13 protein-coding genes are annotated in these 14,619 nt (G+C 57.7%); 9 read left to right on the forward strand and 4 right to left on the reverse strand.

The window, feature by feature from the left end; translation table 11 throughout:
• Positions 1–113: 113 nt before the first annotated feature.
• Positions 114–1,244: a DNA-processing protein DprA gene (gene dprA, locus QWY83_RS12370; RefSeq protein WP_249946936.1), complete on the forward strand. Its 1,131-nt coding sequence runs from the start codon at positions 114–116 to the stop codon at positions 1,242–1,244.
• Here dprA and QWY83_RS12375 read toward each other — a convergent pair.
• Entirely contained in the window at positions 1,241–1,675 is a 435-nt protein-coding gene (locus tag QWY83_RS12375; protein ID WP_249946937.1) for a hypothetical protein, read from the reverse strand. The genes dprA and QWY83_RS12375 overlap by 4 nt on opposite strands.
• 158 nt (positions 1,676–1,833) lie before the next feature.
• On the opposite strand from QWY83_RS12375, the gene topA reads away from it, so the two are divergent.
• The 7 genes from topA to QWY83_RS12410 all read left to right on the forward strand — a co-directional run bounded on the left by topA (position 1,834) and on the right by QWY83_RS12410 (position 10,005).
• Positions 1,834–4,422 (forward strand): type I DNA topoisomerase, encoded by a 2,589-nt coding sequence (gene topA / locus QWY83_RS12380; protein ID WP_249946938.1) that lies wholly within the window; start codon positions 1,834–1,836, stop codon positions 4,420–4,422.
• Between the two features lie 147 nt (positions 4,423–4,569).
• The gene (locus tag QWY83_RS12385; RefSeq protein ID WP_105234233.1) at positions 4,570–5,274 is read left to right on the forward strand and encodes a CoA transferase subunit A; all 705 of its coding nucleotides are present in this window, start codon (positions 4,570–4,572) and stop codon (positions 5,272–5,274) included.
• The gene (locus QWY83_RS12390) at positions 5,274–5,903 is read left to right on the forward strand and encodes a 3-oxoacid CoA-transferase subunit B (RefSeq protein WP_249946939.1); all 630 of its coding nucleotides are present in this window, start codon (positions 5,274–5,276) and stop codon (positions 5,901–5,903) included. Before QWY83_RS12385 ends, QWY83_RS12390 begins: the two co-directional genes overlap by 1 nt.
• 113 nt (positions 5,904–6,016) lie before the next feature.
• Positions 6,017–7,009: a lysylphosphatidylglycerol synthase transmembrane domain-containing protein gene (locus QWY83_RS12395; RefSeq protein WP_249946940.1), complete on the forward strand. Its 993-nt coding sequence runs from the start codon at positions 6,017–6,019 to the stop codon at positions 7,007–7,009.
• A gap of 4 nt (positions 7,010–7,013) precedes the next feature.
• Positions 7,014–8,303: an FAD-binding oxidoreductase gene (locus QWY83_RS12400; protein ID WP_249946941.1), complete on the forward strand. Its 1,290-nt coding sequence runs from the start codon at positions 7,014–7,016 to the stop codon at positions 8,301–8,303.
• The gene (locus QWY83_RS12405) at positions 8,300–9,514 is read left to right on the forward strand and encodes a tetratricopeptide repeat protein (protein WP_249946942.1); all 1,215 of its coding nucleotides are present in this window, start codon (positions 8,300–8,302) and stop codon (positions 9,512–9,514) included. The genes QWY83_RS12400 and QWY83_RS12405 overlap by 4 nt, the downstream gene beginning before the upstream one ends.
• Positions 9,514–10,005: a prepilin peptidase gene (locus QWY83_RS12410; RefSeq protein WP_249946943.1), complete on the forward strand. Its 492-nt coding sequence runs from the start codon at positions 9,514–9,516 to the stop codon at positions 10,003–10,005. Before QWY83_RS12405 ends, QWY83_RS12410 begins: the two co-directional genes overlap by 1 nt.
• Here the strand turns inward: QWY83_RS12410 and QWY83_RS12415 are convergent, their stop codons facing one another.
• The gene (locus QWY83_RS12415; RefSeq protein WP_249946944.1) at positions 10,006–11,607 is read right to left on the reverse strand and encodes a hypothetical protein; all 1,602 of its coding nucleotides are present in this window, start codon (positions 11,605–11,607) and stop codon (positions 10,006–10,008) included. It abuts the gene before it with no gap.
• Positions 11,608–11,736: 129 nt separating this feature from the next.
• On the opposite strand from QWY83_RS12415, the gene QWY83_RS12420 reads away from it, so the two are divergent.
• Positions 11,737–13,047: a DUF8689 domain-containing protein gene (locus QWY83_RS12420; protein WP_249946945.1), complete on the forward strand. Its 1,311-nt coding sequence runs from the start codon at positions 11,737–11,739 to the stop codon at positions 13,045–13,047.
• Positions 13,048–13,053: 6 nt separating this feature from the next.
• On the opposite strand, the gene QWY83_RS12425 is transcribed toward QWY83_RS12420, so the two are convergent.
• Together QWY83_RS12425 and QWY83_RS12430 are read right to left on the reverse strand one after the other, a co-directional pair.
• Positions 13,054–13,584 (reverse strand): adenine phosphoribosyltransferase, encoded by a 531-nt coding sequence (locus tag QWY83_RS12425; protein ID WP_249946946.1) that lies wholly within the window; start codon positions 13,582–13,584, stop codon positions 13,054–13,056.
• Between the two features lie 31 nt (positions 13,585–13,615).
• The gene (locus tag QWY83_RS12430) at positions 13,616–14,485 is read right to left on the reverse strand and encodes an S-methyl-5'-thioadenosine phosphorylase (protein WP_249946947.1); all 870 of its coding nucleotides are present in this window, start codon (positions 14,483–14,485) and stop codon (positions 13,616–13,618) included.
• Positions 14,486–14,619 lie beyond the last annotated feature (134 nt).

Raw genomic sequence — 14,619 nt, forward strand, 5'->3', positions numbered from 1 at the left:
GATAACTTTGTGCCTGAAATTCCCCGAGGCATTTAGGCCCGAATAATTCCGCTCCATTTACGGCTTCTTAAGGTTGCGAGCGTATTCCGATCCTGCAGCAGATGGAGCACAGGATGACCGGAACCCCACGTTCTTCCACTCACCCCCCACTCCCACCCACCATGGAAGCCGACCGGTTTAACCGTCTCCGTCTGCTGCGATCTCGACGGGTCGGTGTTGCGACATTTCACCGACTGATCGCGGAGCATGGTTCGGCACAGGTTGCGTTAGAGGTTTTGCCAGAAGTCGCGCGCGCGGCAGGTGTCACCGATTACGCGATCTGTCCCGAAGGCGTCATTCATGCCGAACTCAAGGCCGCCCGCGCTGTCAAAGCACGGATGCTGTGCCTCGGCGATCCAGACTATCCCGCGTCACTGGCTACATTAGATGACGCCCCGCCGATCCTCTGGGCGGTTGGCGATACGTCCCTTTTGACCCGCCCGATGGTCGCGCTGGTTGGTGCCCGCAATGCGTCCTCATTGGGCACGCGGATGGCACGGAAACTCGCGGCGGACTTATCGTCGGCAGGCTATGTCGTCGTGTCAGGCCTCGCCCGCGGTGTGGATGCCGCCGCGCATCATGCCGCGATTGAGGCGGGCACCGTTGCCGTATTGGGTGGCGGCGTCGATGTCATCTATCCCAACGAAAACGCCGAACTGTTTCATGCCATCGGCGCCAAAGGTCTGCGCCTGTCCGAACAACCGATTGGCCTGCAACCCCAAGCCCGTCATTTCCCTGCACGCAATCGCATTATCTCTGGCCTCAGTCGCGCCGTTGTCGTGGTTGAAGCGGCTGCGAAGTCGGGCAGTCTGATCACTGCTGAAAACGCTTTGGCCCAAGGGCGAGAGGTCTTTGCCGTTCCGGGGCATCCGTTTGATGGGCGGGCAGGGGGCTGCAACGCGCTGATCCGCGATGGTGCGACGTTGATCCGTGGGGCCGAGGACGTGATCGCGGGTCTGACGCCATTGGTGGAAGAAGCGCCCGAATTGCCTCTCGCCCCGATCCCGCAGCCCCAGCGCAGTTTTGAAGACAGCAAGGCCCTGCACAAGCAAATCTTATCCCGCCTCGGGCCATCGCCAATCGCAGAGGATCAGTTGATCAGGGACATGAAGTCCGCGCCAAACCTAATTGCACCCGCACTGATCGCTCTCGAACTAGACGGGGCGATCCAACGACATGTTGGCGGGCTGTTGTCGCGCCTTTAGTTGCAACCGTAGTCCAACAGGTCGCCCCACCCCGCGCAAATGTCCTTGCGTTGCCACCAAACGTCCGTCGCAAACGCGGCCCAGTCGTAGACCTGCCAGCCCGCTCCGCTGCGTTCATAGAACACATTTATATCTGTGTGGTCGTTCACGCCGAACATGATGTCTTTGGCTGCGGGCGCTCGTGTCAGGTCAATTTGCCCACCGCCCGGTCGCTGTGCCGTCAGCCACGCATAGGCGTGATCGCCTTGAACAAGGAGGTCATGCACCACGAACTCAACAGGTGCGCCAAACACGGACTCCGCATAGGGGCGGGCGGTGTTCATCAGTTCGGATCTGAGGTTAGTTCCACGTTCAGGAGTAAAGACCTGCTCGGCCATCGCGCCAATCGGAAGAGCGACAAGCGCAGCCATCGTGACGAATTTGAAAGTCATCAAAATACCCTCCTAACCAATCAGACCTTAGTTTGAAGTTATTTTGACAGTGTCGCTATGACCTTGATCAAGGGTGAGAAATGGGTGCATTGACATTCCACTGCGATAGCACACATGTTGCCGCGCCATACGCAAAAGCCTTTTCTTACGGAGTTCCCATGCCAGTTGTTGTTGTCGAATCCCCGGCTAAAGCCAAGACAATCAACAAATATCTTGGATCGGACTACACGGTTTTGGCATCCTACGGTCACGTCCGCGACCTGCCTCCGAAAGACGGCTCTGTCGACACCGACGCCAATTTCGAGATGAAATGGGAAGTCGCGAATGACAGCAAAAAGCACGTTAAGGCGATTGCCGACGCGCTCAAGGACGACGACGTTCTTATTCTCGCAACCGACCCTGATCGCGAAGGCGAAGCCATCAGCTGGCACCTGCAAGAGACCCTGACCACGCGTCGCGCGATTAAGAAATCGACGACGGTGAGCCGCGTGACATTCAACGCGATCACCAAGAATGCTGTGACCGAGGCGATGAAAAATCCGCGTCAGGTCGACACCCATCTGGTTGAGGCCTATCTGGCCCGCCGTGCGCTGGACTACCTCGTTGGGTTTAACCTCTCGCCGGTTCTGTGGCGCAAGCTCCCCGGTTCTAAATCGGCAGGCCGCGTGCAGTCCGTATGTCTGCGCCTGATCGTTGAACGCGAGATGGAGATTGAGGCCTTCAATCCCCAAGAATACTGGACAGTTAAGGCTGTTCTTGCGAACCCGCGCGGTCAACAGTTTGAGGCGCGTCTGACATCGTTCGCAGGCAAAAAGCTCGACAAATTCGATATTTCGACGGCTGCGCAGGCTGAACTGGCTGCCGCTGCGATTTCGAGCCGCGATCTGACGGTTCAGTCGGTTGAGGCAAAGCCTGCCAACCGTAACCCGTCCCCGCCGTTCATGACCTCGACGCTCCAGCAGGAAGCCTCGCGTAAGTTCGGTATGGGTGCTCGCCAAGCGATGAGCGCGGCCCAGCGTTTGTATGAGGCAGGTCTGATCACCTACATGCGTACCGACGGTATCGACATGGCACCTGAGGCGGTCATGGCCGCGCGTGATGCGATCAAAGAAAAGTTCGGCGAAAAATACCTGCCGTCCAGCCCGCGCATGTATAAAAACAAGGCGAAAAACGCGCAGGAAGCGCACGAATGTATCCGCCCGACGGATATGTTTATGTCGCCTGAAAAGGTCAAAATCTCGGATGCGGATCAGCAGAAGCTCTACGATCTGATCTATAAACGCACCATTGCGAGCCAGATGGCGGCCGCGCAAATGGAACGCACCACGGTCGATATTGCTTCGGCTGATGGTCAGGTCATCCTGCGTGCCACGGGTCAGGTCGTTCTGTTCGAAGGCTTCATCGCCGTCTACGAAGAAGGTCGCGACGACAGCGTTGTGGATGACGACGACAAACGTCTGCCGCTCCTCGCTGCTGGCGACAAAACCGATAAGAAAGAAGTTCTGCCAGAGCAGCACTTCACCCAGCCGCCGCCGCGCTACACCGAGGCGACTTTGGTTAAGAAGATGGAAGAGCTGGGGATTGGTCGCCCGTCCACTTATGCCTCTATCGTGACCACGATTCAGGACCGCGATTATGTGACCAAGGATAAAGGCCGCCTGATCCCGCAGGACAAAGGCCGTTTGGTCACCGTCTTCCTGTCGAACTACTTTAAAAAGTATGTGGAGTATGACTTCACAGCGAGCCTTGAGAACGAACTCGACGAGGTGTCGGCGGGCGAGGTGGATTACCACGACCTGCTGAAACGTTTCTGGAAGGATTTCTCGGCTGCGATCGCAGAAACGTCCGAACTTCGGATCACCGAGGTGCTCGATAAGATCAACGAGGTTCTCGAACCGCATCTCTTCCCAGCCAAAGAGGACGGCAGCGATCCGCGTGCTTGCCCGAACTGTGGCGCTGGGCGACTGTCCATGCGGACGGCGCGGTCTGGTGGTGCGTTCATCGGCTGTTCGAATTACCCTGAATGCCGCTTTACCCGTCCGTTCGGCCCTCCGGGGATGGAGCAAACGGGTATCGGTCCTGATGGCAAACTGCTAGGTCACGATGATGGCGATCCGATCTCGCTCCGCGATGGTCGATATGGTCCCTATGTACAACGTGGCGAAGCCTCTGAGGATTTCCCGAAGCCCCCGCGTGCAAGTCTGCCCAAAGGCTGGACGACTGACTCAATCGATCTTGATAAGGCGCTGATGCTGCTGAACCTGCCGCGTGAAATCGGCCCGCACCCCGAAGATGGTGTTGTGGTCGAGGCAGGCATCGGTCGCTTTGGTCCGTTTGTGAAACACGGCACGACCTATGCGAACCTCAAAGAGGTCGATGAGGTCTTTGACATCGGTATGAACCGCGCCGTCGAAGTGCTCGCCCTGAAAAAGGCGGGTCGTGGTGGCCGCGAAGCCGCGAAACCGCTCAAAGAACTGGGTGATCACCCAGATGGTGGTGCTATGGCGGTTATGTCGGGGCGTTATGGTCCCTACATCAAATGGGAAAAAGTCAACGCGACCCTGCCCAAAGATGTAGACCCAGAGTCGGTGACGGTCGAACAAGCGATTGAGCTGGTAAACGAAAAAGCCGCGAAGTCTGGCAAGAAACGCAAAGCCCCCGCAAAAAAGGCAGCAGCGAAAAAGCCCGCCGCCAAGAAGGCCTCAGCGAAAAAAGCGCCAGTGAAAAAAGCAGCGAGCGACGAATGACATAGAACGGCGGGCCAAGGCTCGCCGCTTTCTTTTGCAGGTGCAGAAAAAACCACGGGACAGCGGCGATTTTTTCAGTAATCTAACCGCCATGATGAGGGAGGCTCTTTGCCGAGAGTGGCCCATACGGACCCAGAGGGGGAGAGAATGAAGAAGATTTACGGTAGTGCAGCAGAGGCCCTTGATGGGCTTTTGTTTGACGGGATGTTTATCGCGGCGGGTGGTTTCGGCCTGTGCGGTATCCCCGAACTTTTGCTGGACGCGATCAAAGACGCAGGCACCAAGGACCTTACCTTTGCATCGAACAACGCAGGCGTAGATGAGTTCGGGATCGGCATCCTGTTGCAGACCAAACAGGTTAAGAAAATGATCTCGTCCTATGTGGGCGAAAACGCCGAATTCATGCGCCAGTATCTGTCGGGCGAGTTGGAGTTGGAGTTCAACCCGCAAGGTACATTGGCCGAACGTATGCGCGCTGGTGGCGCTGGTATCCCCGGTTTCTACACGAAAACTGGCGTGGGCACCGTGATCGCGGAAGGCAAAGAGCACAAAGACTTCAATGGCCAAACCTACATCTTGGAAGAAGGCATCTTTGCCGACCTCGCCATCGTGAAGGCATGGAAAGCGGATACAACGGGCAACCTGATTTTCCGCAAAACTGCGCGGAACTTTAACGTGCCAGCCGCGACCTGCGGTAAAATCTGCGTCGCAGAGGTCGAAGAAATCGTGCCAGCAGGGACGCTCGATCCAGATGCGATCCACCTGCCGGGCATTTACGTCCATCGCATCATCGAGGGCGCACACGAAAAACGTATCGAACAGCGCACCACCCGCAAGAAGGAGTCCGCATAATGCCGTGGGATCGTAACCAGATGGCGGCGCGGGCCGCGCAAGAACTTCAAGACGGTTGGTATGTGAACCTCGGCATCGGTATCCCGACGCTCGTTGCAAACTACATTCCCGAAGGCGTTGAAGTGACGCTGCAGTCCGAAAACGGGATGCTCGGCATGGGGCCGTTCCCGTTTGAAGGCGAAGAAGACGCTGACCTGATCAACGCAGGTAAACAGACGATCACCGAACTGCCGCACACGGCCTATTTCGACTCGGCGCAGTCGTTTGCAATGATCCGTGGCGGCAAAATCGCGATGGCAATCCTTGGTGCGATGGAAGTGGCAGAGAACGGCGACCTCGCCAACTGGATGATCCCAGGCAAGCTGGTCAAAGGCATGGGCGGCGCGATGGACCTCGTTGCGGGTGTTGGTCGAGTTGTTGTCGTGATGGATCACACCAATAAACATGGTGAATCCAAGGTTCTGAAAGCGTGCACCCTGCCGCTGACGGGCAAGAGCGTGGTTGATCGTATCATCTCGAACCTCGGGGTTCTGGACGTGGTCGAAGGCGGCCTGAAGATCGTCGAACTCGCCGATGGTGTCACCGAAGAAGAGCTTCGGGCCGCGACCGAGGCGACGATTGTAGACTAAGGGAATGGGCGCCTTCGGGCGCCCTTCTTCTTTCGCGTGTGTTAATTGTTTCGAAAATTGCCTTGGGTTTCATAATTCGGCCCCAATCGGTTGCTATTTTGTGACCAATGACAATGAGCAGCACAAATAGATTGCCAGACACAGGCTCTACCACGCACCGCCGTTGGCGCGACATCGCGCTGCTGGCGGGGTTGTTTGGTTTTGTCATTGCAGGTTTGGCTGGGTTGGCTCTTGCGACGGGATGGGAAGAAACGATTGCCCAGTTGTCGCGTCTGTCTTTGCTGCAATTCGTTGTTCTCTTGGGGCTGAGCCTTGTGAACTACGTGTTTCGCGGCAGCCGCTGGCACGTGATGGCGCGTAAAATTGGCCTTCCGACGACATTAGCCCAAGACCTCCGTCACTTCATCGGTGGGTTCGCAATGTCCGTGACCCCCGGTCGGGTTGGCGAGCTGATCCGTATGCGGTGGATCAAGCGTGAAACGGATTGGGCGGTTGAGCGGACCGCGCCGCTGGTGCTGATGGATCGCGCGGGCGATTTGGCCGCAATGGCGATCATTCTGGCGCTGGGCCTGTCCTTTGGCACGGGTGGCATCGCGTTTGGTCTGCCTGTGGCTATCGCCGCGCTGTTGGTCGCATTTATCGCGACGCGTCCACGGCTCCTCGCTGGGGCGGCTGGATTTGCTTACCGACTAACAGGGTTTTTTCCGCGCCTGATGGTGCGCGTGCGGCGTGCGGCAGGTTCGCTTTCTGCGTTTTCCGATCCCAAAACGGTGATCATTACCTTGGCTCTAGGCCTGACGGGCTGGATTGCCGAAGGATATGCGTTCCACCTTCTTCTCGTGTGGATGGGCGCTGATATCGGGTTCTGGATGGCTGTAACGATTTTCACCTTCTCGACCCTCGCGGGCGGGCTGACGGGCGCACCGGGTGGCGTCGGTGGGGCCGAGGCCGCGATGGTCGCGCTCTTGTCGATGCAGGGCGTGCCGCTTGAAACGTCACTGCCCGCGACGGCAATTATTCGTGTGACGACCCTTTGGTTTGCGATTGGGTTGGGGCTATTGGTGTTCCCATTTGCTGAACGACATTCTTTAAAACAGGCACTTTGATACGATGCTTTGGAAGACAACGACTTATTCTGGTTGGGGCCGCGCCCTGACTGCTGATGGCGAACTTGCACGCCCTGAACGTCGGGCTGCGGTCACAGCCCAAGGCCCAGCGATTGGCAACCGCCGCAGTTATGGTGATGCGGCGCTGAACGATAACGGTCGGGCGACGGACATGACGCGGCTGGATCGGATCATCGGATTCGACGGTGACATCGTTCATGTCGAGGCGGGCTGCACCATCGCCAATTTGGCACGGATTTTCGCACCCAAGGGCTATCTGCCCGCCGTGATGCCCGGCACAGGGTTTGCGACAGTCGGTGGATCCATTGGCATGGATGTGCACGGTAAGAACCACCATAACGAAGGATCGTTTGGCCAGCATGTGACTGAAATTACGCTGCTCGGCGCTGATGGGGTGCGGGTCATTACCCCAGCCGATGAGGTGATGTGGAAGGCCACGATTGGCGGTTTGGGGCAAACGGGTGTGATCCTGTCAGCAAAGCTTCGGTTGAAGCCGATCACTGGCGGCCAAATGCGCGTTACCGAACGCCGTGTGCAAAACTGGGACCAGCACATCGAGATGCTGGACGCGAGCACGGCGACCTATTGCGTGGGTTGGATTGATGCAACGGCCAAGGGTGATGCTCTGGGTCGCGGCATCGTCGAAGAGGCTGAGGTTGGCGGCGGTGACTATTCCGCTCCGAAAGGGGCGAAAAAGGTGCCCTTTGATGCGCCGAATTTTGCGCTGTCATCGCCGATCGTAAAGGCCTTCAACGAAGCCTATTACCGCCGTGTCCCAGCTGAGGGTCGCACCGTTGATCGCAGCATTGAGGATTTCTTTTTCCCGCTCGACAAAATCCACGATTGGAACCGTCTCTATGGCAAACGTGGCTTTCACCAGTTCCAATGCGTTGTGCCCTTGGCTCAAGTGGATGCGCTGAAGTCCATGCTGAGCGCGATTGCGTCTTCTGGGCTGGCCTCTCCACTAGCTGTTTTGAAACGCATGGGCGCGGGGCGGGGCGGTTATATGTCCTTCCCGATGGAGGGCTATACGCTCGCCGTTGATTTCCCCGCACGTGATGCGGCTGCTGAACTGATTGCGGAACTAATCAGCCTGACGGATACGGCTGGTGGTCGGGTTTATCTGGCCAAAGATAGCCTCGCATCAGGAACTTTCATCAAATCCATGTATCCAGAACATTCGGAGTGGATGGAGGCTGTGAACGAAGCCGATCCTGATCACCGTTTTGAAACCGACATGACCCGCCGATTGAACCTACGAGGTGCAAAATGACCGATACTTGGATCATCTTGGGCGCGACATCCGCCATCGCCCGCGCCTTTATTCGTAAGCAAGCCGAAGCTGGCGCTGCGTTCATTCTATGCGGACGTGACATCGTTGATATGGAGGCGACCGCTGCGGACGCGACGGTGCGTGGTGCGCCTGAGGCGACTTTCATGCCGATTGATATGCGCGATGCGGCAACCTTTGACGCTGTGATTGAGGCGGCCAAGGGCCTCGAAGGTACGATCAATTGCGCGGTGTTCGTTGGTTCAATGCCCGGTCAGGCCGAAATTGACTCTGATCCGTCCTTGATAGATGGCGTTGTCACCGACAGCTTCACGGGTCCTGCGCGGTTCCTCACCCTGCTGGCTCCTGTGATGGAGGCGCGCGAACAAGGCGTTGTCGTCGGGATCAGCTCTGTTGCGGGTGATCGTGGGCGTTTGAACAATTACGTCTACGGCGCGGCCAAGGCTGGCTTTACGACCTACTTGTACGACGTGATGCTGACCGTCGGCGACCCGAATGAGGCCGTCGCCTATTTCCAACGCGCCAATGCCAATGACCCCGGTCGGATCGATTTCCTGCGCGGTTTGGCAAAGTCACTGGTCCGTGCAGGCCGTCCAGAGGATGCTGTGACCGCTTGGAAAGCTGTGATGGAGCATGCAGAGGTCACATCAGAAGATAAGGTCGGGTATGCCGATGCGTTGATCCGTGCGGATCAATGGTCCGAGGCGGAGAAGGTTCTTGATGCGATCCCGCCGACCTATGAGACGTTTGAGCGGTATCGGCTCGAAGCGATGGTTGCGGATAGCAATCAGGAATGGAACCGCGCCGATAGTTTCTATGAAACCGCCGTGGGCCTGACGACCCGTCCCGCGGGCGCGCTGAACAACTGGGGCTTTTCCAAGCTGACCCGTGGCGATTATGCTGGCGCGGAACGTTTGTTCGCGGATGCGCTGCGTCATGACCCGACGATGTTCACCGCGAAAAATAACCTCGTTCTGGCTCGTGGTGCCCAGCGGAATTACGATCTGCCTGTCATCCAGATGTCGCAGACAGAGCGGGCGCAGCTCTTGCACACGCTTGCGCTGTCGGCTGTTCGTCAGGGTGACGTGACGATGGCCAAGGGCCTGTTGCGCGAAGCGATTGATACCCATCCCCAACACTTCGAAGCGGCTGTTCGGGCGCTTCGGGCGCTAGAAGATAACGTAGTGAACTGATGATCCTAACCGCTTCTCAGGCGCTGTGGCTTTTGCCGCCCGTTTTGCCAATCTGCCTCTATGTCGCGTGGAATGACATGCGGGCGATGAAGATCCCCAACTGGTCTGTCATCGCGTTGGTTGGTGTGTTTGCTGTGTTCGGCCTCATTGCCTTTGGCGTCCAAGACTGGGCGTGGCGCTGGTCGCACCTCGCTGTGATGTTGGTCATTGGGATTGTCGCGAATGCAGCGGGCGCGATGGGGGCAGGGGACGCAAAGTTCATCGCCGCCGCCGCCCCGTTCGTGGCCTTTAGCGACGCGGTGATGGTTATGTATATTCTGGCGGGCTGCACGCTTGCTGGGTTTGTCGTCCACCGCATCGCCCGTCACAGCCCCATTCGCCGCATGGTGCCCGATTGGGAAAGCTGGACAACGGGTAAACGGTTCCCGATGGGATTGCCGCTTGGGACCACGCTGATTTGCTACATCGCGTGGCCCATCGTTTTCGGCTGATTAGCCTTTTTCGAACAACACATAGAGCGGTGTGCGGCGCACTTCGGTGAGGGTTTCGTCCGCGCCTGCCTCAGCGATTTCCGTCAGGATCAGTTCACGGGCTTCGACCGACAGTGGGCAGAGCGGCACGATCAGATACTCGGCATCGGCAAACCCGCTTAGCCCGCCATAATACCAAGGCGCACCGCCCGTGAGCGGTTCGAACCCTCCGTAGAGCCAGAACGAATTCAACAAGTCGGCAGCGAACAGTTTCGCCCCCTGATATCCAGCTTCGGTTAGATCAGCGGATACATCGGTGAAATAGGCCGTGATCCCACTGTCGAGCGCACAAATCCCGAAGGTTTCCCCTTTGAATGAAACGGGTTCGTCACGGCCCGATTGTTCCTGCCATGTCGCGTAGGGCTGGCCTTCGGTATCCAAAGCAACGGTCGCATCAACTCGGATCGCACGGGCGGTCAGGGTATAGAGGTCCGCGTTGTCAGAGGTGCCCGAGATTAGAGGTGTAAAGCGTTCAACATCCGCGTTGAAATGCCGAAACGGGCTGTAGGCGAGGTTCAGGAAGGATGGCGTTGCGAATGCAATCGACATGAGCGCAATGCCTGTGATCGTGGCGCGTTCGTCGCCTTGGTCGGGGCGATGGGCGAGGAGGATGAACGCCATCAGCAACAGCCACTGAGGATCGTTGCCGAAGTTCTGATAGGTCACGTAAATGAACCCAGGTATCAGCAAGAGGAGGCCCATCCCTGCGGCGTTAGCCCCAGCACGGCGAAGGAAAATCACCCCAGCAATCGCGGCGATGGTTCCCCCTTCGTAGGCGGGTGCGGCGAGGATAGAGGTCAAAGGTAGACCCGGCGCGGCGCGATTGGCCGATCCCGCCACGGTCTGCAAATCCGCAATATAGGCCAGCCAGAACCCGATCCCCATCCAAGCGGTGAGGATCGCGACGACACCCAACCCTGTCAGGATCGCGATGCCAAAGGCCCGCAGTTGACCCGTCATCAACAGGGCTATGACGATCACAGGGGCGAAGGCGACGAAGTAGGTCACTTTGATCATCGCCATCACGCTGAGCATCAAACCGATGATGATGCCGTCGAACAGGCTGTTGCGGGCGTATTGCGGCACAAAGAGCGCGGCAGGGATCGCGACATAGGCCGCAGTCCATGCCCAACGATTGTAGTGCATAGAGATTGAGACGCCGCTCTCTGCCTCGCCATGGACGAGGGCGAGGATCAACACCATCACGACAAAACCATAAGGTGCCGCGAGAAGTCGCGGGAAACGCGAGATTGCGACCCAGAAGGTGGGCAACACGAACGCCAAGGCCATGAGGACTTGCGCCCAAAGGACAGACATTCCAATGCCGAACCCGTTTGCCTTGAACAGGGCGATGGGCGCAAAGGCCAAGGCGCCGATGGGGGTCATGAAATCGATATGGGGCAATTGCCCAGCGGCCATACGCGACACGATCTCCACCATGTGGAGCGTGTCACCCTCGTGTTTGCCGAGGTAAAACCCGCCCTTTGCGATGGCCATGCCACCTAAAGCGAGGATCGCTGCCATCAATACGATAAAGACCGAAGTCCGGTTTGCCTGTCTCATGCCCATCTCTTTCAATGGTTTGTCCATTTTTTGGCCACAATACCCCGTCATGTATTTCTCACAAGGATTACAAGCGCCAGTTGACTGGATCAGATCAGGCAGCGCGGCCCATACGACACAGGCACGACGATGAATATGCAAGTGAACGCTGTCATGGCACCACCCGCCCCCAAGTCATTGGAGGGGATGCAACTGCCTATTGTCATGATGCGCGACATCATGATCAAGTCGATGTTCCGCACTAATATGACTATCGTTTCTGACATTGCGCGGGTCATTTGTCTGCCGATCCCAGTGACGCAGGAACTGATCGAAATCGCGCGTTCTCAACGGCTTATCGAAACCCTCGGGATGCTGAGCCCCAATTCGGCGGGCGAGTTGAGCTACCAATTGACCGACGCGGGCAAGGCGCGGGCGTTAGAGGCGCTGACCCAATCGGAATACTACGGCGCCATGCCCGTTCCGATGGCCGTCTATGCCGAACAGGTGAAACGCCAATCGATCCGTAACCTGCAAATGACCCGTGATCGTCTGACTTCGGCGATGGGGCATCTGATCCTACCGCCGAAACTGATCGGCGAATTGGGACCTGCGATTTCTGCGGGCCGTTCGATTCTCATGTATGGCCCTCCGGGGAACGGTAAGTCGTCGATCTCGAACGGGATCAGGGACGCGCTGGGCGATAAGATCTATGTGCCGCGTGCGATTGAATACGCGGGGCAGGTAATCACCGTTTATGACCCCATCGTGCATTCCGCCGCCGAAGAGGATTTGGACGATCCGAACGCGATCCGCCGCACGTCGGGTAAATTCGACACGCGGTATGTCAAATGTGAACGCCCCACGGTTATCACGGGCGGTGAACTGTCGCTCGACATGCTGAACCTCGTTTATAACCCCGTGGCGCGGACCTATCAGGCGCCGCTTCAGCTCAAGGCGACAGGTGGTGTGTTCATCGTTGACGACCTTGGCCGTCAGGAAGACCCACCGCAAAAGCTGGTGAACCGCTGGATCGTTCCGCTTGAGGAAAACCGCGATATTCTGGCGCTGCAATCGGGTGAGAAGTTCGAGGTGCCGTTCGATACACTCGTGATCTTTTCGACCAACTTCCACCCGAACGAAATCTTTGACCAAGCGGCGCTGCGGCGGATTTTCTACAAGATTAAGATCGACGGGCCGAACAAACAGGACTTCCTCAAAATCTTTGCCATGATCGCAAAGAAAAAGGGGATGCCGCTGGATGAGGCGTCATTGGTTCACCTGTTGAAAAACAAATACCCGACGATCGAAAATACCTATGCGAACTACCAACCGGGTTTCTTGATCGACCAGATTATTTCGATCTGCGAATTCGAAGGCCTGCACTATCACATGACCCCTGAACTGGTTGACCGCGCATGGGCCAACCTGTTCGTAAAGGACGAAGTGATCGTGAAATAAGGGGCGTTACGCCCCTTCAAAGTCGCAAATCGTGTGCACGTCGAGGCCCATATCGGTCAAAACCTTGCGCCCGCCAAGTTCGGGAAGGTCGACAACAAAGGCGCAAGATACGACCTGCGCGCCGAGCTGTTCGACCAATTTGATCCCCGCAACGGCGGTGCCACCCGTGGCCAGAAGGTCATCCACAATCAGCACGCGTTCGCCTGCTTCCAGTGCGTCCTCATGGATCTCAACCGTCGCTTCGCCGTATTCGAGTTTGTAATCCTGCGAGAGCGTTTTACCCGGCAGTTTACCCTTTTTCCGCACGGGCACGAACCCAACGCCAAGCTGGTGCGCGACCGCACCGCCGAGGATAAACCCACGCGCCTCAAGCCCGATCACCTTATCGATCTTCTGGCCGACATAGGGCTCTAATAGCTGATCAATCGCCAACCGCAGACCACGCGGATCGCTAAACAGCGTCGTCACGTCACGGAACATAATGCCCTCGTGCGGGAAGTCGGGAATGGTGCGGATGTAATCCTTAACGGTTTTCATATCGGCCTCTGACTGATTGCGCCTTTGGGTATCAACTCAACACGCGGGCCGCAATCGTCCGTAGCTTTTCGACCATCATCGGATCGCGTTTCTCTGGGGCGGTCATGATCGCAAATTCGAGTGCGGTATCGCATCCGCAAGGGCAGGGTGCGCGGTCGGGGCCGAGTTGGGCGGGCAGGCCAGCCACCGTTTCGCGAGCCTTGGCTGAATTGCCGTGCAGCGTGCGGATGATGTCCGAGATTTCGACCGCGCCGTGGTCAGGGTGCCAGCTATCGTAATCGGTGATCATCGCGATAGAGGCATAGCAAAGCTCTGCTTCGCGGGCGAGCTTGGCTTCGGGCATGTTGGTCATGCCGATCACATCGCAGCCCCATTGGCGGTAAAGGTGGCTTTCGGCCATCGTTGAGAACTGGGGCCCCTCCATCGCGAGGTAGGTGCCGCCACGGTGAACAGTCGTGCCTGTCGCACGGGCGGCAGCTTCGGCTGCGTCCATGAGGCGGGAACAGGTCGGGTGCGCGACGCTGACATGTGCCACAAGGCCCGGACCGAAAAAGGTTTTCTCGCGGGCAAAGGTGCGGTCGATGAACTGATCGACGATCACGAAATCACCGGGGGCCATGTCTTCGCGGAAGGACCCGCAGGCCGAGACGCTAAAGACATCTGTCACGCCGAGCATTTTCAGCGCAGCGATATTGGCGCGGTAGTTCACGGTCGATGGGGTCTGAACGTGGCCGCGTCCGTGGCGAGGTAGGAACACCATCTCGATCCCATTGAGAGTGCCTGTCAGCAGATCATCCGACGGCATCCCCCACGGCGTTTCCACCGTCACCCAGTCGCGGTTTTCCAATCCGTCGATGTCGTAAACGCCCGATCCGCCGATGATCCCGATCTTTGTCTGCATGACCCACCTTTTGCAATCTATGGTTGTTATGCTGCCTCGCAGAGTGGCGTTCCGCAAGCCCAAAGCCAGTGCCGCCATCGCAACACATGGGCGCCGAACGCGCGAGCGGGTTCACTTTCAGGCGCTAACAGGTT

The sequence above is a fragment of the Marivivens donghaensis genome, from assembly GCF_030410045.1.
In the GTDB taxonomy this organism is placed as follows: Bacteria; Pseudomonadota; Alphaproteobacteria; order Rhodobacterales; family Rhodobacteraceae; genus Marivivens; species Marivivens donghaensis.

Excerpts from the sequence above, each read along its gene's own strand:
- QWY83_RS12400 (WP_249946941.1), top strand. The coding sequence starts at position 7,014 with ATGCTTTGGAAGACAACGACTTATTCTGGTTGGGGCCGCGCCCTGACT.
- QWY83_RS12375 (WP_249946937.1), bottom strand. The coding sequence starts at position 1,675 with ATGACTTTCAAATTCGTCACGATGGCTGCGCTTGTCGCTCTTCCGATT.
- QWY83_RS12385 (WP_105234233.1), top strand. The coding sequence starts at position 4,570 with ATGAAGAAGATTTACGGTAGTGCAGCAGAGGCCCTTGATGGGCTTTTG.
- QWY83_RS12420 (WP_249946945.1), top strand. The coding sequence starts at position 11,737 with ATGAATATGCAAGTGAACGCTGTCATGGCACCACCCGCCCCCAAGTCA.
- QWY83_RS12395 (WP_249946940.1), top strand. The coding sequence starts at position 6,017 with ATGAGCAGCACAAATAGATTGCCAGACACAGGCTCTACCACGCACCGC.
- QWY83_RS12390 (WP_249946939.1), top strand. The coding sequence starts at position 5,274 with ATGCCGTGGGATCGTAACCAGATGGCGGCGCGGGCCGCGCAAGAACTT.
- topA (WP_249946938.1), top strand. The coding sequence starts at position 1,834 with ATGCCAGTTGTTGTTGTCGAATCCCCGGCTAAAGCCAAGACAATCAAC.
- QWY83_RS12405 (WP_249946942.1), top strand. The coding sequence starts at position 8,300 with ATGACCGATACTTGGATCATCTTGGGCGCGACATCCGCCATCGCCCGC.
- dprA (WP_249946936.1), top strand. The coding sequence starts at position 114 with ATGACCGGAACCCCACGTTCTTCCACTCACCCCCCACTCCCACCCACC.
- QWY83_RS12410 (WP_249946943.1), top strand. The coding sequence starts at position 9,514 with ATGATCCTAACCGCTTCTCAGGCGCTGTGGCTTTTGCCGCCCGTTTTG.
- QWY83_RS12415 (WP_249946944.1), bottom strand. The coding sequence starts at position 11,607 with ATGAGACAGGCAAACCGGACTTCGGTCTTTATCGTATTGATGGCAGCG.
- QWY83_RS12430 (WP_249946947.1), bottom strand. The coding sequence starts at position 14,485 with ATGCAGACAAAGATCGGGATCATCGGCGGATCGGGCGTTTACGACATC.
- QWY83_RS12425 (WP_249946946.1), bottom strand. The coding sequence starts at position 13,584 with ATGAAAACCGTTAAGGATTACATCCGCACCATTCCCGACTTCCCGCAC.